Annotated in this window: 22 protein-coding genes and 3 pseudogenes; 20 read left to right on the top strand and 5 right to left on the bottom strand. The window is 42.1% G+C overall.

What is annotated here, in order from left to right; all coding sequences use genetic code 11:
* Window positions 1-3: 3 nt before the first annotated feature.
* The 3 genes from ispG to MOF34_RS10400 all read right to left on the bottom strand — a co-directional run bounded on the left by ispG (window position 4) and on the right by MOF34_RS10400 (window position 2,405).
* A complete protein-coding gene (gene ispG, locus MOF34_RS10410) occupies window positions 4-1,134 on the bottom strand; it encodes a flavodoxin-dependent (E)-4-hydroxy-3-methylbut-2-enyl-diphosphate synthase (RefSeq protein WP_080010325.1) in 1,131 nt (376 codons plus the stop codon).
* Between the two features lie 115 nt (window positions 1,135-1,249).
* Window positions 1,250-1,549, bottom strand: coding sequence for a LysM peptidoglycan-binding domain-containing protein (locus MOF34_RS10405; protein WP_019714994.1), 300 nt, complete (start codon window positions 1,547-1,549; stop codon window positions 1,250-1,252).
* A 94-nt stretch (window positions 1,550-1,643) separates the two neighbouring features.
* Window positions 1,644-2,405 carry a DUF1189 domain-containing protein gene (locus MOF34_RS10400; protein ID WP_268400103.1) on the bottom strand — a complete coding sequence of 254 codons (762 nt, stop codon included), beginning with the start codon at window positions 2,403-2,405 and terminating at the stop codon, window positions 1,644-1,646.
* Between the two features lie 110 nt (window positions 2,406-2,515).
* Between MOF34_RS10400 and MOF34_RS10395 the strand changes: the two are divergent.
* The 9 genes and pseudogenes from MOF34_RS10395 to pstB (MOF34_RS10355) all read left to right on the top strand — a co-directional run bounded on the left by MOF34_RS10395 (window position 2,516) and on the right by pstB (MOF34_RS10355) (window position 12,006).
* Window positions 2,516-2,997: pseudogene (locus MOF34_RS10395) on the top strand (DUF456 domain-containing protein).
* Between the two features lie 178 nt (window positions 2,998-3,175).
* On the top strand, window positions 3,176-3,784 hold the full coding sequence (sodA, locus tag MOF34_RS10390; protein ID WP_041905668.1) for a superoxide dismutase SodA: 609 nt from the start codon (window positions 3,176-3,178) through the stop codon (window positions 3,782-3,784).
* A gap of 107 nt (window positions 3,785-3,891) precedes the next feature.
* A complete protein-coding gene (locus MOF34_RS10385) occupies window positions 3,892-5,184 on the top strand; it encodes an MFS transporter (RefSeq protein WP_268400102.1) in 1,293 nt (430 codons plus the stop codon).
* Between the two features lie 113 nt (window positions 5,185-5,297).
* Complete coding sequence (pbpA, locus tag MOF34_RS10380; protein ID WP_268400101.1) at window positions 5,298-7,445, top strand: penicillin-binding protein 2A; 2,148 nt, start codon at window positions 5,298-5,300, stop codon at window positions 7,443-7,445.
* Between the two features lie 152 nt (window positions 7,446-7,597).
* Window positions 7,598-8,500: a phosphate ABC transporter substrate-binding protein gene (locus tag MOF34_RS10375; RefSeq protein WP_019714986.1), complete on the top strand. Its 903-nt coding sequence runs from the start codon at window positions 7,598-7,600 to the stop codon at window positions 8,498-8,500.
* Between the two features lie 68 nt (window positions 8,501-8,568).
* Window positions 8,569-9,498, top strand: a complete 930-nt coding sequence (gene pstC / locus MOF34_RS10370; RefSeq protein ID WP_268400100.1) for a phosphate ABC transporter permease subunit PstC — start codon at window positions 8,569-8,571, stop codon at window positions 9,496-9,498.
* Complete coding sequence (gene pstA / locus MOF34_RS10365; protein ID WP_003226265.1) at window positions 9,498-10,382, top strand: phosphate ABC transporter permease PstA; 885 nt, start codon at window positions 9,498-9,500, stop codon at window positions 10,380-10,382. The genes pstC and pstA overlap by 1 nt, the downstream gene beginning before the upstream one ends.
* A 21-nt stretch (window positions 10,383-10,403) precedes the next feature.
* On the top strand, window positions 10,404-11,213 hold the full coding sequence (gene pstB / locus MOF34_RS10360) for a phosphate ABC transporter ATP-binding protein PstB (RefSeq protein WP_268400099.1): 810 nt from the start codon (window positions 10,404-10,406) through the stop codon (window positions 11,211-11,213).
* Window positions 11,214-11,223: 10 nt separating this feature from the next.
* Window positions 11,224-12,006 carry a phosphate ABC transporter ATP-binding protein PstB gene (gene pstB, locus MOF34_RS10355; RefSeq protein WP_268400098.1) on the top strand — a complete coding sequence of 261 codons (783 nt, stop codon included), beginning with the start codon at window positions 11,224-11,226 and terminating at the stop codon, window positions 12,004-12,006.
* 29 nt (window positions 12,007-12,035) lie between these two features.
* Here the strand turns inward: pstB (MOF34_RS10355) and MOF34_RS10350 are convergent, their stop codons facing one another.
* Both MOF34_RS10350 and MOF34_RS10345 read right to left on the bottom strand, forming a co-directional pair.
* Window positions 12,036-12,500, bottom strand: coding sequence for an endolytic transglycosylase MltG (locus MOF34_RS10350; protein WP_019714981.1), 465 nt, complete (start codon window positions 12,498-12,500; stop codon window positions 12,036-12,038).
* Window positions 12,497-12,850: a hypothetical protein gene (locus MOF34_RS10345; protein ID WP_003226272.1), complete on the bottom strand. Its 354-nt coding sequence runs from the start codon at window positions 12,848-12,850 to the stop codon at window positions 12,497-12,499. Before MOF34_RS10345 ends, MOF34_RS10350 begins: the two co-directional genes overlap by 4 nt.
* Before the next feature lie 178 nt (window positions 12,851-13,028).
* On the opposite strand from MOF34_RS10345, the gene MOF34_RS10340 reads away from it, so the two are divergent.
* From MOF34_RS10340 to MOF34_RS10290, 11 genes and pseudogenes are all read left to right on the top strand, one after another.
* Window positions 13,029-13,499 carry a hypothetical protein gene (locus MOF34_RS10340; RefSeq protein ID WP_268400097.1) on the top strand — a complete coding sequence of 157 codons (471 nt, stop codon included), beginning with the start codon at window positions 13,029-13,031 and terminating at the stop codon, window positions 13,497-13,499.
* Window positions 13,496-14,252: pseudogene (locus MOF34_RS10335) on the top strand (glycosyltransferase). The gene MOF34_RS10340 and the pseudogene MOF34_RS10335 overlap by 4 nt, the downstream one beginning before the upstream one ends.
* A 128-nt stretch (window positions 14,253-14,380) precedes the next feature.
* A complete protein-coding gene (gene rpmG, locus MOF34_RS10330; RefSeq protein ID WP_003153056.1) occupies window positions 14,381-14,530 on the top strand; it encodes a 50S ribosomal protein L33 in 150 nt (49 codons plus the stop codon).
* Window positions 14,531-14,614: 84 nt separating this feature from the next.
* Entirely contained in the window at window positions 14,615-15,178 is a 564-nt protein-coding gene (locus MOF34_RS10325; protein WP_268400096.1) for a 5-formyltetrahydrofolate cyclo-ligase, read from the top strand.
* A 66-nt stretch (window positions 15,179-15,244) separates the two neighbouring features.
* Complete coding sequence (locus MOF34_RS10320; RefSeq protein WP_268400095.1) at window positions 15,245-15,418, top strand: hypothetical protein; 174 nt, start codon at window positions 15,245-15,247, stop codon at window positions 15,416-15,418.
* A gap of 88 nt (window positions 15,419-15,506) precedes the next feature.
* Window positions 15,507-17,030 carry a rhomboid protease YqgP gene (yqgP, locus tag MOF34_RS10315; protein WP_268400094.1) on the top strand — a complete coding sequence of 508 codons (1,524 nt, stop codon included), beginning with the start codon at window positions 15,507-15,509 and terminating at the stop codon, window positions 17,028-17,030.
* A gap of 112 nt (window positions 17,031-17,142) precedes the next feature.
* A pseudogene (locus MOF34_RS10310) lies at window positions 17,143-17,359 on the top strand (YqgQ family protein).
* A 10-nt stretch (window positions 17,360-17,369) separates the two neighbouring features.
* Entirely contained in the window at window positions 17,370-18,335 is a 966-nt protein-coding gene (gene glcK, locus MOF34_RS10305; RefSeq protein WP_268400093.1) for a glucose kinase GlcK, read from the top strand.
* A gap of 115 nt (window positions 18,336-18,450) precedes the next feature.
* Window positions 18,451-20,364: an LTA synthase family protein gene (locus MOF34_RS10300; RefSeq protein ID WP_268400092.1), complete on the top strand. Its 1,914-nt coding sequence runs from the start codon at window positions 18,451-18,453 to the stop codon at window positions 20,362-20,364.
* Between the two features lie 83 nt (window positions 20,365-20,447).
* Window positions 20,448-21,578: a M14 family metallopeptidase gene (locus MOF34_RS10295; RefSeq protein WP_080010324.1), complete on the top strand. Its 1,131-nt coding sequence runs from the start codon at window positions 20,448-20,450 to the stop codon at window positions 21,576-21,578.
* 67 nt (window positions 21,579-21,645) lie between these two features.
* Window positions 21,646-22,701 (top strand): hypothetical protein, encoded by a 1,056-nt coding sequence (locus MOF34_RS10290; protein ID WP_268400091.1) that lies wholly within the window; start codon window positions 21,646-21,648, stop codon window positions 22,699-22,701.
* Window positions 22,702-22,703 lie beyond the last annotated feature (2 nt).

The raw sequence follows: 22,703 nt of genomic DNA, 5'->3' as shown, positions 1-22,703 counted from the left end.
CCGTCAAGCTTTTTGTGTCTCTTCTGATTTTGCTTTTTCAGCTTCAAGCTTTGCATAGTGTTCCTCAGCAAGAATGTCGATTTCTTTCTTGAGTTCCTCTACCATTGTTTCCTCAGGGACCTTACGGACAATTTTCCCCTTCCGGAACAGCAGCCCTTCGCCGCGAGCTCCGGCGATGCCGATATCAGCTTCTCTTGCTTCACCAGGTCCGTTTACGGCACAGCCGAGAACAGCAACTTTAATCGGTGCTTTTATCTTAGAAATATATTCTTCCACTTCATTGGCAATGCTGATTAGGTCAATCTCAATACGGCCGCAAGTCGGACATGAGATGAGCGTGGCAGCATTGGAAGCTAAACCGAAAGATTTCAGAAGCTCTCTTGCTACTTTTACCTCTTCCACAGGATCTGCGCTTAATGAAATGCGCAGGGTATTCCCGATGCCCTTGCTTAAAATCGCGCCAAGTCCTGCTGCGCTCTTTACTGTGCCGGCAAACAGTGTTCCTGACTCGGTGATCCCGAGATGGAGCGGATAGTCAAATGCTTTCGCCGCTTTTTCATAAGCCTCGATTGCAAGGTTCACGTCAGATGCCTTCATGCTGACAATAATATCGTGAAAATCAAGATCTTCAAGAATTTTAATGTGATGAAGTGCGCTTTCTACCATTCCGTCAGCAGTCGGATAACCGTATTTTTCTAAAATCCGTTTTTCAAGTGAACCGGCGTTTACTCCGATTCTGATCGGAATCCCTTTTTCTTTCGCCGCTTGAACGACCGCTTCGACTTTTTCGCGGCGGCCGATGTTGCCGGGGTTGATTCGGATTTTATCTGCGCCACCTTCAATGGCTTTTAATGCAAGTTTATAATCGAAATGTATGTCAACAACGAGCGGAATGGAAATGCGTTTTTTAATATCCGCAATGGCGTTTGCCGCCCGTTCATCCGGACATGCTACCCGGACGATTTGGCAACCGGCTTCAGCCAAACGGTTAATTTCCGCCACTGTTGCTTCTACATCATGTGTTTTTGTTGTTGTCATGCTTTGGATGACAACTTCATTGTTGCCGCCTATTGTTAAAGGTCCCACTTTGACGGGACGCGTTTTTGTACGATGTGTGATTTCACTCACTTGAATCGCTCCTTCATTGTAGTTGCCGCTTCTAGATATAACAATTCTAGTTTATGTGAATATAGTTTACAAATTATATTGTAACAGTGTCTTCGCCAAACTGACAAGAAATTAACGTTAATTAAGGGTAGACCGGGAATTTGTACGCTGTTCCTGCTTGAATGGCGTTAGCTTTCACATTCGGATTCAGTGCTTCGAAATCCTTTACAATGTCGTCTGGAGAACCTGCTGTTCCGACAATCGACATAACTGTATCACCCGGGTTTACCTTTACTGTTTTATATGATGGTTCTTGTGCCGCCGTTTTTGCTGATGCTTCGTAGACAGGGAGGTCCTGAATGGGTATCGTTCCAATTTTAAGATCATAAAAAAGAATAAAAAGAATAAAAACAAAGCTGCTTACAAAAGTGAGACGCTTCATCGCTTTTCCTCCCGCATACGAAATTTTATACCATAGTATGCTTGTCCAATTAGATTCATGACAAAAGAAAAGAGACTGCCAAGGCAGTCTCGGATTATACAGCAGCTTTTTTGGAAGGAATTTCTTTTAAAACAAGAAACAGGATGACAAAGTTGACAAACCAGTTCAGCAAAAATTCACTAGGAACTGTCACTTCTAACGCACGCATAATCGTAAAGAATACAGTTGAAAGAGTGATGGAATAAGCAGAAAGCTTCCAGAGCTGATGGTAAGACAGATGTTTTTTCTGTGAATTCTTAATGATTACCCCGATAAGCGCTAAAAAGGAAACTTCAATAAATTTCCCTGCGGCTGTTACGAGGAAAATGAGAGCCGAGAGAATAGTTACGATCATCGTTTTATTTTGATTTAAACCAGCAATGATATCTTTTTTCTTTAAATCTGACGGGATCATTGAGTAAGGCATCTCTTGGGCTTGTCCGTCAATGGCTAAAACAAATTTGTTCTGAAGGAGGCCGATCGCGTTTTGCTTTGCTTCAATTTGTTCAGTGCCGTAGGCGTCTGTCGGATCAAACACGATAACGAAACCATTTGCCTGCGATTCCATGGCTTTTTTCTCATCCGTTTGAAGTTTGCCGTTTGAAATTGTGAAATCAGGGAAATCTTTGTTTAAAACGGTTTTAAAGCCGTTCATCGATTTTATGGTCCCTGAGCTTACATAATAAGCGGTTGGTATTGCAAAAAGGACAGAGAGCAAAAATACATAAAGAATCGCTTTTCCGATTCCTTGAAATCTTGTTTTTGCAATATCACGGGGAGAGTATGTACTTTTGATGAAAAGCTGAAATACATTCATTATCTTCACTTCCTAGCTATACTAATATATGTTGCTTATTGTATCGTTGCCTGCGTGTGAATACAAGGAAGACATGAGGGAGATGGATGTAAAAAGGGAGGATGGATGTCATGGAATGGTTGTATTGGCTGGTGATTGCGGCGGTATTTATCATCGCTTTTATCGGACTGGTGTATCCCGTTATTCCAAGTGTAGTATTTATCGTTGCCGGGTTTGTATTGTATGGATTTTTGTTTTCATTCGGTCCGTATTCTTATATATTCTGGCTTATTGAAGCTGTTTTTGCCGCAGTATTATTCGCCGCAGATTACGTGTCTAATCTGCTCGGCGTCAAAAGGTTTGGCGGAAGCAAAGCCGCTATATGGGGAAGCACGATCGGTTTATTAATCGGGCCTTTTGTCATTCCGGTTGCGGGGATTATCTTAGGGCCGTTTATCGAGCGGTTTGTGCAGAACTTATCGTCCATCAAAAGGACTTAAAGTCAGCGTTTAAAATCGGTCTCGGCTCGCTCATAGGCTTTTTAACAGGGGTTATTGCAAAAGGCATCATACAGCTCTTGATGATCGGGTATTTTTTATGGACTGTCCTATAAGAATTGTAGTCGGCAGGTTTAATGGGGCGGATTATCGGTTAAAGTGAAATATGTCCGCTGAAATGAGCCAAAATGTGAGCATTTTCATTGATTACAAAGCATTCTTTTGTTACATTGAATGAAGAAAGGCTTGCTGTGAAGCGGCATTTCAGTACATATATATTAAGGAGGAATTATCATGGCTTACGAACTTCCAGAATTACCTTATGCGTACGATGCTTTAGAACCGCATATCGACAAGGAAACTATGACTATTCACCATACGAAACACCACAACACATACGTTACAAATTTAAACAAAGCGGTTGAAGGAAACACTGCTCTTGCAAACAAATCAGTTGAAGAGCTTGTTGCAGATCTTGATTCTGTTCCTGAAAACATCCGCACTGCAGTCCGCAACAACGGCGGCGGACACGCGAACCACAAATTATTCTGGACACTTTTATCTCCAAACGGCGGTGGCGAACCGACTGGCGCGCTTGCTGATGAGATCAACAGTGTATTTGGAAGCTTTGACAAATTCAAAGAACAATTCGCAGCTGCAGCAGCTGGACGCTTCGGTTCTGGCTGGGCATGGCTTGTTGTGAACAACGGCAAACTTGAAATCACAAGCACGCCAAACCAAGATTCTCCGCTTTCTGAAGGCAAAACGCCTATCTTAGGTCTTGATGTTTGGGAGCATGCATACTACCTTAATTATCAAAACCGCCGTCCTGACTACATTTCTGCGTTCTGGAATGTTGTAAACTGGGACGAAGTGGCTCGTCTATACAGCGAAGCAAAATAAATGACACAAGCAAGGTCCTCAATATAGGGCCTTGTTTTTTTATGTCTTCTTTTTACATATCTCGGTTTGAGTGAGACAGACTAAGGGATAGTAAAGGGGAGTCAGTAATGAACAAACTAAAAAAAGTGATTGGCGATGTAGACGTAAACAAAGGGTTACTCTTTCTGCTGACCATTGGCGGGCTTTACTCGCTGGGAATTGCACTGTCCAACACATTTGTTAATGTGTATCTTTGGAAGCAGTCAGGGAAATTTATTGATTTGGCGATATATAATTTATCGATTGTGACAATGCAGCCGATAACCTTTTATTTCGCTGGACGATTAGCCAAAAAAATAGACAGAGTGTTCATTTTAAGGTTCGGTGTGATTTTTTTAGCTGCCTTTTATTTAAGTGTTCTTTTAGCCGGAGAAACGGCGGCCAGCCGGCTTGTGCTGATCGGTGCGGTGCTCGGAGTGGGCTATGGCTTTTATTGGCTTGCGTTTAACGTGCTGACCTTTGAAATAACAGAGCCGGATACCCGGGACTTTTTCAACGGATTTATGGGCATTCTGTCTTCCTCTGCAGGAATGATCGGTCCGATTGTAGCGGGATTCGTAATCTCGAGGCTTGAAAATAATACGGGTTATACAGTGATTTTCAGTCTCTCCCTGAGTTTATTTGCCTTGGCTGTTGTGATGAGCTTTTTTTTAAAGCGGAGAGAATCAAAGGGCCGATTTATGCTGAGCAAAGTATTTGGAGAGCGTCATAGCAATATGAACTGGCGGAGAATTACGAATGCGCATTTTTTTCAGGGTTTGAGAGAAGGGATTTTTATCTTTTTAATCAGCGTATTTGTATTTATTGAGACAAACAGCGAACTGGCCCTCGGCACATTTGGTCTCGTCAACTCAGCTGTTTCCTTCTTTGCCTACTACTTTGCATCCAGGCTGATTAAGAAAAAAAACAGAAAAAAATCAATTTTGCTGGGCGGACTTATTCTGTATGGAGCGCTGTTTTTGATTCTGTTTCATATGAGTTTTACGACATTATTGACGTACGGCGTATTTATTGCTATAGGCTATCCACTTTTGCTCGTGCCATATGTATCACTTACATATGATGTGATAGGTAGGGCGAGGCATGCCAGAAAAGCAAGAATTGAATATATCGTGCTGAGGGAATTGTATTTAAATGCCGGCAGGATCGTCTCTATTTTATGTTTTCTCCTCATTATGGCCTTGCTGAAAGAGGATGTGGGAATTCCTTTGTCACTTGCGATATTGGGCATAGGACATCCGCTGATTTATTATTTTATCAAGGATATCCGTTTTAAGGAGAAAGAAGAGGAAAATGAAACCATGGAAGAAGACGGCCAAAAACGGGTAACTGAACCGAATCTTTTAAAAGGAGAAAGATAATTTTTTGTCAAAAAGGGGTTATCTGTAGAAAAAAGTCGAAAAAACCTTTAGAATGAAAACTGGCACTCTTACTTGAGTGTCTTTTCTTTCTGTAAATAGAAAAAGGTGATGTTATGAGGAGAAATAAACCAAAAAAGCAACATAAAGAGAAAAAGAAGTCGCTTCCGATCCGGCTGAATATTTTATTCTTGGCTGCCTTTGTCATATTTACCTGGATCATTGTGGAACTGGGCATCAAGCAGATCGTGCAAGGCGATGATTACAGAAATCAAGCTAATAAGCAGGAACAAAGTGAAGTTAGCTCGGCGGTGCCGCGCGGGAAAATTTATGATCGAAACTTTAATGCAATTGTGACAAATAAGGCTCTAAATGCAATTACATACACCAGATCTAAATCGACCACGCAAGAGCAGCGTTTAAAGATCGCTAAAAAGCTGTCTGAAATGATTAAAGTTGACACGAAAAAAGTAACAGAACGGGATAAAAAAGATTATTGGATTTTGACTAGACCGAAAGAAGCGAAAAAGCTGATTACCTCTAAAGAAAGACAGCAGGTTGAAGACAAAAAATTATCCGATGACGATTTATATCAGCTGCAGCTAAAACGCATTACTGATAAGCAGCTCAATGAACTGACCGATAAAGACATGCAGATTCTCGCTATCAAAAGACAGATGGATTCAGGATATGCATTAACCCCTCAATATATCAAAAACGAAGATGTATCAGCGAAAGAAATGGCAGTAGTGAGTGAACATTTAGACGAACTGCCGGGTGTTGATGTCACGTCCGATTGGGAACGTGAGTATCCGTATAAAAACCTTCTTCGCTCAGTGCTCGGAAGTGTTTCCAGCTCTGATGAAGGATTGCCGTCCAACTTGCTCGACCATTATCTGTCTCTTGGTTACAGCCGAAATGACAGGGTTGGAAAAAGTTATTTGGAATACCAATACGAAAGCCTTCTGCAGGGCCAAAAAGCAAAAGTTGAAAATATTACAGATTCAAACGGAAATGTGACGGGAACAAAAACGGTTTCTGAAGGAAAAGCCGGTAAAGATCTCGTGCTTACGATTGATATCGATCTACAAAAAGAAGTGGAAAAAATTATTGAGAAAAACCTCAAATCTGCTAAAGCAAGACCAAGCACTCAACTGTTAGACCGGGCATTCGTCGTCATGATGGATCCAAGAAACGGTGAAGTGCTGACAATGGCGGGCAAGCAAATTAAAAGAGAAAACGGAGCATACAAGTTTGATGATTATGCGTTAGGAAATATGACTTCATCCTATGCCATGGGATCAGCTGTCAAAGGTGCAACTGTTTTGACCGGCCTGCAAACCGGCGCTATTAATTTGAATACGGTTTTTCAGGATGAACCTTTGTATATCGGACAAGATAAAAATGGTAAAAAGTCATGGAAAAACTTAGGTTACGTTGATATTCAAAGAGCTTTAGAGCAGTCTTCTAACGTATTTATGTTTAAAACTGCAATCGCGCTCGGAAAAGGCGAATATAAACCGCATCAAGCTTTACCGATTGATACTACGGCCTTTGATACATTCCGGAATTACTTCAGCCAATTTGGATTGGGTGTCAAAACTGGTATTGATCTTCCGAATGAAATGACAGGCTATAAAGGAACAAACAGATTGACGGGATTCTTGCTTGATTATGCGATCGGCCAGTACGATACGTATACACCGCTGGAATTGGCGCAATACGTATCAACGATTGCAAACGGAGGCTACCGCTTGAAGCCTCAGCTTGTAAAGGAAGTCAGAGAACCTAATGCTGAAAAAGGGATAGGTGCTGTCGTGCAATCCGTTCAGCCGGAAGTGCTGAATAAAATCGACATGAAGAGTGAATACATTAAAGAAGTACAGGCTGGTTTCAGACGAGTGATGACAAAAGGAACAGCAGCCAGCCAATTTGCTTCAGCATCATATCAGCCTGCGGGCAAAACAGGAACAGCACAATCCTTCTATGATGGGCCTGATAAATCAAAAACAGGAACAGGGACTTATAATACGACACTTGTCGCTTATGCGCCGGCTGATAATCCTGAGATTGCGATCTCTGTCGTAGTACCTTGGGCTTATATTGATTATGGCGCTAAATATACCATTACCAACGAAATCGGCAGAGAGGTATTGGATAAATATTTTGAGCTGAAATCGAAGCAGGACAAAGAAGATACACAGCAAAAGAATAAAGATAAAATCAAAGAGAATGCAGAAAACACAACGTCTTCTGATAACTAAAAGAAACGCTCACATGATGTGGGCGTTTTTTTATACAAAAAAACGCATTGATTTACAAAACCTTAACATCCGATTCAAACCCTTTTTACACAGAACCTTTACTCTAGACGTGTAGGACAAATTACACATTATACGCAGGGGGAATTCAAGAAATGAAAAAAAACAAATTGGTGCTTATGCTTCTGATGGCTGCTTTTATGATGATTGCAGCTGCATGCGGAAATGCAGGAGAAAGTGAAAAATCGAATGGCGATTCTGCAAAAGGAGAAGGAAAGGCATCAGGTTCTTTAACCATTTCTGGTTCATCGGCTATGCAGCCATTAGTACTTGCAGCCGCAGAAAAATTTATGGAAGAAAACCCTGATGCAGATATACAGGTACAAGCTGGTGGTTCTGGAACAGGGCTTTCTCAGGTCTCTGAAGGAGCTGTTCAGATCGGGAATTCAGACGTTTTTGCTGAAGAAAAAGAAGGGATCGATGCAAAAGCGCTTGTCGATCATCAAGTCGCAGTAGTTGGCATGGCAGCAGCTGTAAACCCTGATACTGGTGTAAAGGATATTTCAAAAGATGAATTGAAAAAAATCTTCACTGGCAAAATCAAAAACTGGAAAGAGCTTGGCGGCAAAGACCAAAAGATTACACTTGTAAACCGTCCTGATTCTTCTGGTACACGTGCAACATTTGTGAAATATGCGCTTGACGGAGAAGAACCTGCAGAAGGCATTACTGAAGATTCTTCCAACACAGTGAAAAAGATCATTGCTGACACTCCGGGAGCAATTGGATATCTTGCATTCTCATATTTAACAGATGACAAAGTAACTGCTCTATCTATTGACGGCGTAAAACCTGAAGCGGAAAATGTTGCAGCTGGCGAGTATCCGATCTGGGCTTATCAGCACTCTTACACAAAAGGTGAAGCGACAGATTTAGCTAAAGAATTTCTTGATTATCTAAAGAGTGAAGACATTCAAAAAAGCATTGTTACTGACCAAGGCTACATTCCGGTTACTGATATGAAAGTGACACGCGATGCCAACGGGAAGCAAAGCTGATCTTAATATAAAGAGGAGTGCGGGGACAACCGTTTCTCCTCTTAACACATTCATAGGAGTGTAAAACAATGATAAACAATAGAGAAAATATGTCTGTGAGCGAGCGTTTGATCAGCTCAAGGCAAAATCAGCAATTGGATGAAGTCCGAGGAAGAATGATTGTGACAGCTTGTGCGCTTATTATGATTGCGGCATCTGTTGCGATCACTATTTTCCTCGGCGTTAAGGGGCTGCAATCTTTTCTTGTAAATGGTGTAAGCCCAATTGAATTCTTAACGAGCCTAAATTGGAACCCTACAGATTCCGATCCGAAATATGGCGTGCTGCCATTTATTTTTGGATCATTTGCAGTAACGATTCTTTCTGCTCTCATTGCGGCGCCGCTTGGCATTGCAGGTGCGATTTTCATGACAGAAATTGCGCCGAATTGGGGAAAGAAAGTGCTGCAGCCGGTAATTGAGCTTTTAGTCGGCATTCCATCTGTTGTTTATGGATTCATAGGTCTTACAGTATTGGTACCATTTATCGCCCAGTTCAAATCGAGCGGAACAGGGCACAGTTTATTGGCGGGAACGATTGTTCTTTCTATCATGATTCTGCCGACCATCACATCGATCTCTGCTGATGCGATAGCTTCCCTTCCGAAGAGCTTAAGAGAAGGTTCTTACGCCTTAGGTGCGACTAGATGGCAGACGATCAGAAAAGTATTAGTGCCTGCAGCCTTTCCAACATTAATGACGGCTGTTGTGCTTGGTATGGCACGGGCGTTTGGTGAAGCTTTGGCTGTTCAGATGGTCATTGGAAATACAAGAGTATTGCCAGAAAGCCTGTTTGACACTGCTGGAACACTGACAACGATCATCACGCTGAATATGGGCCACACCACATACGGCAGTGTTGAAAACAATACGCTGTGGTCAATGGGGCTTGTGCTTCTGGTAATGTCATTCTTGTTCATCTTGCTTATTCGCTACTTGTCATCTAGGAGGAAAGTGTAATGAACCGCAAAATAACAGATAAACTGGCGACTGGAATGTTTGGGTTGTGCGCAGCCATTATCGCTGCAATTCTAGTAGGCTTGTTCTCCTATATTATTATAAACGGTGTTTCTCAGCTCAGCTTCGACTTTATTACGACAAAATCGAGCGCCATTGCAGCTGGAGGAGGAATACGCGACCAGCTGTTTAATTCCTTTTATATTTTGTTTATTACGATGCTGATTACAATCCCGCTCGGTGTGGGCGGCGGAGTGTTCATGGCTGAGTACGCGCCTAATAACAGAGTGACTGATTTCATCAGAACATGTATAGAGGTGCTTTCATCTCTTCCGTCTATTGTCATTGGGATGTTTGGATTATTGATGTTTGTCAACTTAACAGGCTGGGGATATACGATCATAGGCGGGGCGCTTGCGTTAACTGTTTTCAACCTCCCTGTCATGGTGCGTGTGACTGAAGATGCGATCCGTTCAGTCCCTAAAGATCTGAAGGAAGCCTCTCTTGCTTTAGGTGTATCACGCTGGCATACCGTAAAAACGGTTTTAATTCCAAGTGCGATTCCTTCTATCATCACAGGAGCAATTTTAGCGTCAGGAAGGGTGTTCGGGGAAGCGGCAGCATTATTATTTACAGCCGGTTTGACAACGCCGCGTCTTAATTTTACGGAGTGGAACCCATTTTCTGAAACATCGCCGCTTAATATTTTCAGGCCAGCTGAAACACTTGCGGTCCACATTTGGAACGTAAATACGCAAGGAATCATTCCGGATGCTGAAGCAATTGCCAACGGAGGTTCTGCGGTGCTGGTGATTTCTGTTCTAGTGTTTAATCTCGCAGCAAGATGGCTTGGCACAATGATCTACAAAAAGCTTACGGCAAATTAGAACGGAAAGAGGCGACAAAACATGTCTGTACAAATGGTAATAGAAAAGCCTGAGCGTACTGTATTCGTTCCGAAACAGCGCCACGTGCTCGAAGTGAAAGATCTGTCTATTTTTTACGGCACTAAACAAGCGGTACACCATGTGAATATGGATATTGAAAAGAATGCGGTGACCGCTTTAATTGGGCCGTCAGGATGCGGAAAGTCAACTTTTTTGAGAAATATTAATCGAATGAATGACTTAATTCCGTCTGCAAGAGCTGAAGGTGAAATCCTTTATGAAGGATTAAATATACTGGGTGGCAATATTAACGTTGTCAGCTTAAGAAGAGAAATCGGAATGGTTTTCCAAAAACCGAATCCCTTTCCGAAATCGATCTATGCGAATATCACACATGCATTGAAATATGCCGGGGAGCGGAATAAGGCTGTTTTAGATGAAATTGTGGAAGAAAGCTTAACAAAAGCTGCGCTCTGGGATGAGGTGAAGGATCGTTTGCATTCATCTGCACTCTCGTTATCAGGCGGCCAGCAACAGCGTTTATGTATCGCGAGAACACTTGCGATGAAGCCGGCCGTTCTTCTGCTGGATGAACCAGCTTCAGCGCTAGATCCGATTTCAAACGCAAAAATAGAGGAATTAATTACAGAATTAAAAAGAGAATACTCGATTATTATTGTCACGCACAATATGCAGCAGGCTCTGCGGGTTTCTGACCGGACAGCATTCTTTCTAAACGGCGAGCTTGTAGAATACGGGCAGACTGAACAGATTTTCACCAGTCCGAAGCAGCAAAAAACAGAGGATTATATAAACGGGAAATTCGGATAGGAGGGCAGCAATGAGTATTGCTACCGAAGCTGTAATAAAACAGGAAGTCTATCAAGTCAATGGAATGAATTTATGGTATGGACAGCATCATGCTTTGAAAAATATCAATTTGAGCATTCATGAAAACGAGGTCACGGCGATTATCGGACCATCAGGATGCGGGAAATCGACCTTCATTAAAACATTGAATTTAATGATTCAAATGACGCCGAATGTAAAACTTGCAGGTGAACTAAACTATAATGGCAGCAACATTTTAAAGGGTAAAGTGGATATCGTGGATTTACGAAAAAATATCGGCATGGTATTCCAAAAAGGGAATCCGTTTCCGCAATCTATCTTCGATAATGTCGCTTATGGGCCGAGAGTCCACGGCATTAAAAATAAAAAAAAGCTTCAGGATATTGTGGAGAAGTCATTAAAAGACGTGGCGTTATGGGATGAAGTGAAGGATCGTTTGCATTCATCAGCCCTTTCGCTATCAGGCGGCCAGCAGCAGCGCCTTTGTATTGCCAGAGCGCTTGCGACAAATCCTGATATTTTGCTGATGGATGAACCGACATCTGCGTTAGATCCAATTTCAACGAGAAAAATTGAAGAACTCATTCTTGAGCTGAAAAATAAATATACGATTGTTGTCGTTACGCACAACATGCAGCAGGCAGCACGGGTTTCTGATCAAACCGCCTTTTTCTACATGGGCGAGCTTGTTGAATGCGACAATACCAATAAAATGTTCTCTAACCCGCAGGATCAAAGAACTCTCGATTATATTACAGGAAAATTCGGATGAAAAAAACAGGCTGACAGTCAGCCTGTTTTTTATCGTGTTAACGTTTTTACGATCTTTTTGAAACTCATGTCAGATTTTACTGTAAAGTTGCCGGCGCGGATTTCTTTGTGATAGCCGGCATCAATGACATAGTCGTTAAAGTCTTGAGCCGAGGAGATAATGCCTTCTTTTTCAAGAATAGCAGATACATCTGCAGTGCTCATGCCGTCTTTAATAGTAAGCTTGTACGTTTTGACTTTTTCTGTTTTCGTGTCTGAGCTGCTGTCATCGTTCAAGGATTTCTCTTTTGAATCGAGAAGTTTTTGATATTCATCACGGTTAACAGAAACCATTTTTTTAGAATCAAGGTAATTGTTCACGTCTTGTTCGGTTACTGTTTTATTTTCTTTTACTGCAACGGCTTGATCTTCGTCTGTCAGATAAAAAACAGCTGCAAGAACGGCAGTCGCTAAAATGATGCCGCCAGCAAATGCCTGAATGCCCCGTTTTGTCATACGAGCACCTTCTCGTTATCTTTGATAATCGTATTCACGTCTTCTACTGATACATGCTCAGCTTTAGCAATGGCTTCTGCGGACATGCCGTTATTATATTTAGAAAGTATTTGTTTAGCGATCTTTTGATTAATGTCGCTATGCTTTGATTTGCGGATGACAAGGTTTGTTTCCAGTAATTCTTCCTCAAGCACTGTCATTTTCTTTTTGAGCTTGTAGATTTCCTGCATCGCAGAAAGCTGCAGTGTTTCGAGCTCCTGTTCTACATCTTTCATCGGATCTCTTTGAGAATATGAGAATGCAATTAGCGCTATACTGACGATAAACAACGCAATAATAGCAATTTCCACGTTTCATCACCTTCTATTCTTTTTTTATCCTTCTTTTTTATACCATAAAACCAATGGATTCTAAAGGCATTCGCGAAAAAAACGAGATTTTGTCGAGAAATCTTTCTTTGCTTCGCCTCAATGTAATGGTTTAATAGGAGCACTGAGTGAACGATAGAAAGGAGAATGTTAGAATTCCATGGATAAATACCCATTTCCCTATAATATACGACATAAGCTTTCTTTTTTTAGGGACACATTCGACATGATCATTCAAAACGCTTACACCCTGACTGTAAGCTGGGAAATCTCGGAAGAAACAATGCGGTTGGCTGAAGCGGTACTTTTTGAAAAACCGCAGGATATGATAAAAGAATTGCGCATTGTCATCAAAAGAAAAGACATCGAAGCTGTCAGGACAAAGCGCACAACGTATCGTAAAGGGGATTGGACAATTGGACAGGCGGCTGGTGATGCTATATATCGGGCTGAATATAGAATTGTAAACTCAATGAATGTCTCTCTCAAGCTCGCTGGTACAAAGGACATCTATCTTGCGGAAAATGGGATTCGTGATATAAACAGCTTTCAGACTAATGATGCGCACATCAGGTGGGAAAAGCAATTTTCTGCCTACACATGTTATGGGAGAGGAGAAAAAGAACGATGAACGTTCTCATGCTTTCACTCGAACATCCCCATGAGCCGAAAAGCGGGCTCGGTGTCCATTTAAACCGTCTGATTTCCTATTTGAAACTGCATAAACATTACAGTTTGTACTCCAAGCAGGCCGCTGTTTTCATATGCGCAGTTTGAAGATTTTATAGCTGATGCCAACTTTACTATGGTTCGACATGTATTATCCTGCAATAACCGCTTTGATCTATTCATGCCCATGACGACATGACAGCTCCCGCTGCTTATGATTTGAAACAGCGGCTTGGCCTTCCGTATGCTGCGACAATCCACGGTCTTGAAAGCGAAAGGAAGAAGGCTTGTCAAGAAGCACCACATCCATACAGACTTCAGACCGAACGGCTCCTTATAAAATCCGCTGATGAACTGATTGTATTAAGCACTTTTATGAAACGGTCTCTTGATAAGGCAGCACGGAAAAATTTAACCGTTATCCCGAGCCCTGCATCTATGGAGGAAGTGAGGGGGCAAATATGAACCGTTTGGGCTTGCCGCGCAGGAAAGCATGGAACAAGGTGTGCTGACTGCCGTTTCTCAGTCGGGCGGCTTTTGTGACTATGCCTTTCATGACAAAACGGCAATCGCCGTGGATTTTACGCACGCACAGGAAGCGGCTGACCTGCTGTACAGGTTTTTAAAAGACCGGGAAAAAGCCCGCCGGATAAAAGAAGCCGGCCGCCAACAGGTGATCAAACTTCACCATCCCCGGCTCATCACGGAATCATAATTACGACTTTATGAGCGTATCAACAATAATTCAGCAATTCATTGAAAAACAGCCTAGCATTCCGTCCATTATAGTGGTATTATATATAAGTCTGAATAAGTAAATGATTTTAGTTTGGAGGGAAAATAATGCGCGTTAATATTACTTTGGCTTGCACTGAATGTGGTGAGCGTAACTATATTTCTAAAAAGAACAAACGCAACAATCCAGACCGCGTTGAATTTAAAAAATATTGCCCACGTGATAAAAAATCTACGTTACACCGTGAAACAAAATAACAGCCTAGCTGTTTGAGGTGTGAGAAAAAAGCCAGAGCTTTGAAAAAGGTTCTGGCTTTTTTTCTATTCCGAGGGGGATGAGAAATGAAATCACAATTAAGAAAAAAGACGATAGAGGCACTATCTGCTGTATCAAGTGAAGATCTTATTCAAAAAACAGCACGTATGTACAAGCATTTGTTTTCACTGCCGGAATGGCAAAATGCCAGCACCATTGCCGTCACCATCTCCAGAGGGCTGGAAATACCGACGCGTCCAGTCATTGAGCAGGCTTGGGAAGAAGGAAAACAAGTTTGTATTCCCAAATGCGACCCTGGTACGAAAAACATGCAGTTCCGCACATATCAAACCGATGATCAGCTCGAAACCGTTTACGCCGGACTTCTTGAGCCGATGATTGAAAAAACAAAAGCAATGAAACCATCACAAATTGAATTGATAATCGTTCCGGGTGTTTGTTTCGATACTGACGGGTTTCGGATTGGCTTTGGCGGCGGCTATTATGACCGTTTTTTAAGCGATTATAAAGGGAAGACAGTCTCTTTGCTTTTGGAGTGCCAGTTGTTTGCGCACGTTCCCCGTCAGCCGCATGACATCCCGGTACATAAGCTGATAACAGAGGATCAGATCATTTCTTGTTTTTCATAACTTTCCTGGTCCTTATTCAAGAATAAATAAGAAAGAATGACAAACCCTATTGGCAGGAGGGATATAATGAAAAAAATTATGATTTATGCCATTTTCGCTGTTTCTGCCGTCATGTTTTATCAAAATCGCTATCGTCTTATGAATACCGTCCTCAGCCAGCCGGGCATTAGGCGGTCTTTTATCCATTTATTTCTAAAAATTCCGTTTATCCGTAATAAGTTTATACAGCAAGCTTTCTAAAATCCCGTGAAAAACGGGATTTTTTGCTTTCAGTAGGCGTTCGGAGCGCCAGCTGTTATAATGAGAAAAAACCATTGGAGCGGTAAACATGTATTTGCTGGAGTATACATATTGGAATATCGCGGCGCACCTAATGAAAGGCGGGTATGGCGTCATACAAGCCGGTGAGTCAAATGAAATATGGCTGGAAGCACCGGACAAGTCCTCTCATGATCTGGTTCGCCTTTATAAGCATGACCTTGATTTCAGTCAAGAAATAGAAAGAGATATCGAAGAGCAGGCTGAGCGGGTAGAACGAGTCAGAAAGCAATTTGGCAGACGCAAGATGAAGCTGCTGAATGTATTTTTTTCAGCGGAAGCCCCTGTTGATGACTGGGAAGAGATTGCCGAAAAGCCTTTTGAGAACGGAACTGTGTCAGTTAAGCCGGCGCTCGTGAGGGGAACGATGCTTTGTGATGATCTTCAAGCTGTTTTCCCATCATTTCCTGCAGAAGAATGCACAGAAGCCCATAATTCGTTTGAAGACGTGCAAATGGCGAGAGAACGCTTCCTTTCGCTCGTACTGAAGCAAGAAGAACAGAGAAAAAATGCAGCAGCGGTTTTTCAAAATGGAAAACCAATCTTTACATATATATTCATCGCGTTTCAGGTCCTCATGTTTTTCTTGCTTGAATTAAATGGGGGCAGCACGAATACGGAGACGCTGGTCGCTTTTGGAGCAAAGGAAAACAGTCTGATTGCAGACGGAGAATGGTGGCGGCTTCTAACTCCGATTGTGCTTCATATTGGCATAGTGCATTTAGCGTTTAATACGCTTGCTTTATGGTCGGTTGGTACAGCGGTTGAACGGATGTACGGATCAGTCAGATTTCTGCTAATTTATTTGGCGGCTGGCATTACAGGTTCAATCGCGAGCTTTGTGTTCAGTCCGTATCCTTCAGCGGGCGCTTCAGGAGCCATATTCGGATGCTTAGGTGCATTGCTGTATGTTGCTTTGTCAAATCGGAAAATGTTCTTAAGAACCATTGGAACCAATATTATTGTCATCATTATGATCAACCTTGTCTTTGGTTTTGCGGTTTCGAATATAGACAATTCGGGACATATTGGCGGCTTGATTGGCGGCTTTTTCGCTGCTGCCGCACTCGGATTGCCTAAAGCCGGAGCCTGGGGAAAAAGAGTGTTGTCAGCAGTTTTACTGATTGTTTTGGCGGCCGGGTTTCTATACTATGGATTGCATTCGCCTTCCCGCCAAGAGTCAGCACTGATTCAGCAGGCAAGTGAGCTGTATCAGGAAGGAAAGTATGAAGAAGTAACGGAATTGCTCAACGGAGAAGCGGAGCGAAAGAATGCCTCAGTCGATCTATTGAAAATTCTGGCTGTTTCAGATATTCAAATCGGCGAATATGGTCAGGCGGCTTCCCTTTTGGAAAGGGCAGTGAAAAAAGACCCTAAAGACCATGCCTCATATTATTATTTAGCCTTGCTGTATGCGGAAAAAAATGAGCTTGATCAAGCAGAAACGGCTATCAAGTCGGCTGTAAAATTGAAGCCGAAGGAGCAGCGCTACAAAGAGCAGCAGCAGCGAATTGAAAACAATAAAGAATTATAAGGAAGCAAAATGCCAAGGAAGGAGGCTGGCTTTTTTGTCAGCGTTTTCTTCTTGACTGGCCGCTTCCATATGAATACGCTTATGATAGTTAAGATTAAGAATGGTGAGGAAAATGAATACATTTTATGATGTGCAGCAGCTTTTAAAAACGTTTGGACACATTGTTTACTTTGGGGATAGAGAGCTTGAAATTGAGTTTATGCTAGATGAATTAAAGGAATTATACATGAACCACATGATCGAGAAGGAGCAGTGGGCCAAAGCGACAGCGGTTCTTCGAAAAGAATTGGAACAAACAAAAAAACGGAAGAGATTTATGTAAAGGCTAAGGTGATCAAAATGGATGAAATATGGTTTGCGGGCATTGATCTAGGAGGAACGACAATTAAACTCGCTTTTATTAATCAATATGGTGAAATTCAGCATAAGTGGGAAGTTCCAACTGATAAAAGCGGCGACACCATAACTGTTACAATTGCAAAAACAATCGACAGTAAGCTGGATGAGCTGCAAAAACCGAAGCATATCATCAAATACATCGGAATGGGCGCACCAGGCCCTGTAGATATGGCGGCAGGAGTCGTTTATGAAACGGTAAATTTGGGGTGGGAAAACTATGCTTTAAAGAACCATCTCGAGACAGAAACCGGAATCCCGGCTGTTATAGAAAACGACGCGAATATTGCTGCGCTCGGCGAATTGTGGAAGGGAGCGGGTGATGGCGCCAAAGACGTCATTCTCGTAACGCTTGGCACAGGAGTTGGAGGCGGCATTATTGTAAATGGTGAAATTGCACATGGCATAAATGGCGCCGGCGGGGAAATCGGCCATATTTGCAGCATTCCTGAAGGCGGGGCGCCTTGCAACTGCGGCAAAACGGGCTGTATCGAAACGATTGCGTCGGCAACCGGAATTGTAAGAATTGCAAAAGAGAAAATTGCAAATGCTAAGCAGACGACACGTTTAAAAGCAACTGAACAATTGTCAGCTAGGGATGTATTTGAAGCGGCGGGTAAAAATGACGAAATTGCCCTTGAAGTGGTTGATTATGTGGCCAAGCATCTTGGTTTGGTGCTGGGAAATTTGGCAAGCTCACTTAATCCTTCAAAAATTGTTCTTGGCGGCGGTGTATCGAAAGCCGGAGAACTGCTGAGATCCAAAGTCGAGAAAACATTCCGCAAATGTGCGTTTCCGCGGGCAGCTGAAGCGGCTGATATTTCAATTGCTGCACTTGGAAATGATGCTGGCGTTATCGGCGGCGCTTGGATCGCTAAAAATGAATGGCTGAAACATCAAAATTGTTAAAATTGTGTAAATGAAATTGATTTTTTGTTATGTTCAGGTTAAGATTTAATTTGATGTATTAATGAGAATGTTGGGAATAGACTGATTTTTTGAGCGTGCTGCATAGGAGGGTGAAATGCGAAAAACGTTTTTTTCGAAGATTTCGTTTATGCTGATTGCCATTTTATTGATGTGGCTGAAAACGTATGCTGTTTACAAAACCAGTTTTCATATTAAAATTGACAATCTAACGCAGGAGTTTATTTTATTTATCAACCCATTGAGCTTTTTGCTGCTCATCTTTGGCTTCAGCCTGTTTTTAAAAGGCAAAAACAGAAATCGCTACATTATCGCGATGAGCTGTCTTGTCACGTTTGTATTGCTGGCTAATATGGTTTTTTACCGTTTTTACAACGATTTCTTAACGATCCCTGTCCTTTTTCAAACGAGCAATATGGGTGACCTCGGAAGCAGCATCGGAACACTTCTTGAGCCGACAGATCTCCTATTGGCTGTGGATATTGCGATTTTAATATGGCTTCACATCCGGCAAAAAGCTTTTCGATCGGACATTCCTTCCACGAAAAATGAACGGGCGGCATATTTTCTGTTTGTTGCTTCTGTTTATTTCTTCAATTTAGGCCTGTCTGAAGCGGAAAGACCTCAGCTATTGACACGCTCATTTGACAGGGAAATGCTTGTTAAAAACATCAGCCTGTTTAATTTTCATATTTACGACGGTGTTCTTCAGTCAAAACAGTCCGCACAGAGGGCCTTGGCTGACAGCAACAGCCTGACGGAAATTGAAAACTACGTAACCGCTAATGCGAAAGATGCCAACAAAAGCTTATACGGCGCTGCAAAAGGGAGAAATGTTATTCTCGTATCCTTAGAGTCGACGCAAAGCTTTGTGATTAATGAAAAGCTGAAAGGTGAAGAAATTACGCCTTTTCTGAATGATTTTATAAAGCAGAGCTACAACTTTAATAATTTTTACCACCAAACCGGCCAGGGAAAAACATCGGATTCGGAATTCATCGTGGACAATTCATTGTATCCGCTTGGACGAGGGGCCGTGTTTTTTACAAATGCGGGCAATCAATACATGGCCGCACCTGAGATTTTGAAAAAGAGCGGTTATTATTCAGCGGTGTTTCACGCTAATAATAAAAGCTTTTGGAATCGTGATTTAATGTACGACTCATTTGGATATGATTCGTTTTTTGATATTAACTCGTATGACGTAACTGACAAAAATTCTGTAGGCTGGGGACTCAAGGATAAAGAATTTTTTGAGCAGTCTTCAGAACTGATGAAAAATCTGCCTCAGCCGTTTTACTCGAGGCTGATCACACTGACGAACCACTTCCCGTTTGATCTTGATGAAGAGGATCAATTGATTGATGAATATGATTCAAGCAGCCAGACGCTAAATAAATATTTCCCGACAGTGCGCTATCAGGATGAGGCGCTGAAACGGTTTATCGAAAAGCTGAAAGAAGACGGGTTATACGACAACTCTATTATCGTTTTATACGGTGACCATTATGGGATATCAGAAAACCATAATGAAGCGATGGGGCAATTTTTAGGGAAAGAGATTACACCATTTGAAGAAGTGCAGCTCCAAAAAGTGCCGCTTGTCATTCATATTCCCGGTATTACCGATAAAAAGCCGCAAACCTTTGAAACAGTAGGCGGGCAGATTGATATCAGGCCGACGCTGATGAATCTTTTAGGAATTGATACGAAAGATTACATTCAATTCGGAAATGATCTGCTTTCAGATGAAAAACTGGACTTTACGGTACTGAGGGACGGGAGCTTTATTACGGATCAGGTTGTTTATACAGATGGTGCTTGTTATGACAAAGAAACCGGAAAGCCGCTAAAAGAGGCAGAACAATGTGAAGCATTTGCTGATAAAGCGAAACAGGAGCTATTACTTTCTGATGAAATCATTTACGGGGATTTGTTACGATTTTATGATCAGAAAAGGCTACATTCGTCAAAACGAAAAGAAGGACAAATGCTAGATAAGGCATCGTAATCACAAAGTCTTCCCGCATCAAAGTGGCGGGAGGCTTTCTTTTTTTTAATACGCTGTCATATAGTAAAGAAAAAAGGAGGATGATGATGGCGTTGATTACGGTGAAACCTGAGATCAAGCATAATTTGGCCAGAGTGGCGAGAGAGCTGAAGATAAACGAAGTACTGCTTAGAAGTTCAAATCAATCCGCACAGAAACATCAATTGTATTGTCCTGGTTATGTTATAGAAGAGTATAACGATAAAGAGCTCCAAACCATTCAGGACATAATAAGCTTTTTACAGCCTCGGCAGCTGGACCTTTCTGATAACTGGGTGAAGCAAGAAAAAATCTATGATGCTTCAGCTGTTGATCAGGAAATAAAGAAGATCATTGATGTGTTTCCGTTTGTCTCATGCCGAGAAATCGGACGTTCTGTACTCGGCAGGCCAATTTGGGAGCTGAAAACTGGCGGGGAGCATGCCGCAAATAAGGTTCATATGAACGCCTCATTTCATGCGAATGAGTGGATTACAACGTCTGTCCTGCTGAAATGGTTTAAGGAATACTGTATATCATTATGCTGCAACTCGCCTTTTTTCGGCTATTCTCCCATGAAGCTGTTCAGCAGTACATCATTGTCTCTCGTACCTCTTGTGAATCCGGATGGTGTTGATCTTGTCTTGAACGGATCAGAAGGCATGGGAGCCAGGAAAGATGAGCTTGAAAGGCTAAATGATCATCGTCCGAATTTTAATGAATGGAAGGCAAACATAAATGGGGTCGATTTAAATAAACAATTTCCATCGTTATGGGAAATTGAAAAATACCGCAAACCGAAAGCACCTAGCTACCGCGATTTTCCGGGAATCTCTCCGCTTACGGAGCCGGAATCCATTGCGATGTACCGGCTGATAACGGAGAATCCGCCTGACAGACTGCTGGCTCTCCATACTCAGGGGGAGGAAATTTATTGGGGCTATAAAGGCCTCGAACCTGAAGAATCTGCTGCTGTCATAAAGGATTTTGAGAAGGTAAGCGGGAACATTTATAAAGGAATACGGGATATAGACAGCTACGCGGGATTTCGCGATTGGTTTATTCACCATTATTTTAAAGAAGGGTATACGGTGGAACTTGGAAAAGGCCAAAATCCTTTGCCGTTTCAGCAGTTTTCACATATTTATAACACCACAAACGGCATTTTGTGGAGAGCGTTATTTTTTCATGAGTAACTGAAATTTTTTCTTTTTTCTGCCGAAGTAAATATGAGACAATAAAGATGAACGGAGGGGAAGGCTGATGAGATCAGTTTGTTTCATTCTGCTGTCGGCATTGCTGTTTAGTTTATCGGCATGCGAACCATCTCATCAGCAGCAAAAACAGGCATCAGCGGCAAAAGATGAGGAAAAAGACATCATACCGCTTTCCGCGGAAAAAACGGACGGAGCGGAAGGGTGGCTTAATAATAGCACAATTTTGTATACCGCGTCTGATCCGACGAAAACGGACCTTTTTGCGTACAGTATCTTTACCGGCAAATCGAAAAAGCTTTATCAAACGGATGGTCAAATCGTTGATGTTCAAATCAATCCGAGGGAGCAGATGATTCTGCTGCAAATCACTCACAGTCAAAAGACAGCAGTGGTTTTGCTTAATGCAAAAGGAGAGACACTTTACCAAAAAGATTACGAAACGTATGAGCTCGAGGCTGCTTGGAATCAATATGATCCTTATCAAATGATGGTCACGGTATTCACTGAAAACTGGGATTTCCATACATATCAGGTGGATGCTAAAAAAGACGTGTCTTCCTTAAGCCCGGTTCAGGTTCCGTTTATTCATTGGACATCCAAAAACACATTTGATTATGTAAAAGAGGGAAGAGACGATAAGTCAGGGCCTTTATATACGTTTGATACAGCCTCCAACACGGCACAGAAGCTCGAGGATGACGTTCTCTTCAGTGATTCTTTCCATCAAATGAGTTTCACTGTCAAACCAGCTTCCGGAGAAAAAGGGACGTACCAGTTTAAAACGCCGCAAACAAAATCGCCAGTTACTGCGGAATGGCCGCTCCAAATGAAATATACAAGTTTGGCCCCGATGGAGTATGACTATGATGAAGGAAAAGGCCTGTTTTATACGTTTAAAGAAAGCGGCGATGAATATAAGCTCGCAGCTGTCAATGTGACATCGGGAAAGACAAAAGATCTTTTCTCGCTGCCGGAAATGGAGCCGATTCAAATTTCTCCGAACGGGAAATATGCATTATACGGATTTCATTTTGAGAAGATCATTTTATTGAAATCACATGAAACGAAGCAACTCATCATTGATCAAAAGGAGATGGAATAACG

This window comes from Bacillus sp. T17B1, assembly GCF_026796395.1.
Classification (GTDB): Bacteria; Bacillota; Bacilli; order Bacillales; family Bacillaceae; genus Bacillus; species Bacillus spizizenii_A.
Note: the sequence above shows the minus strand (reverse complement) of the source record. Positions and strands in the feature narration are given on the sequence as shown.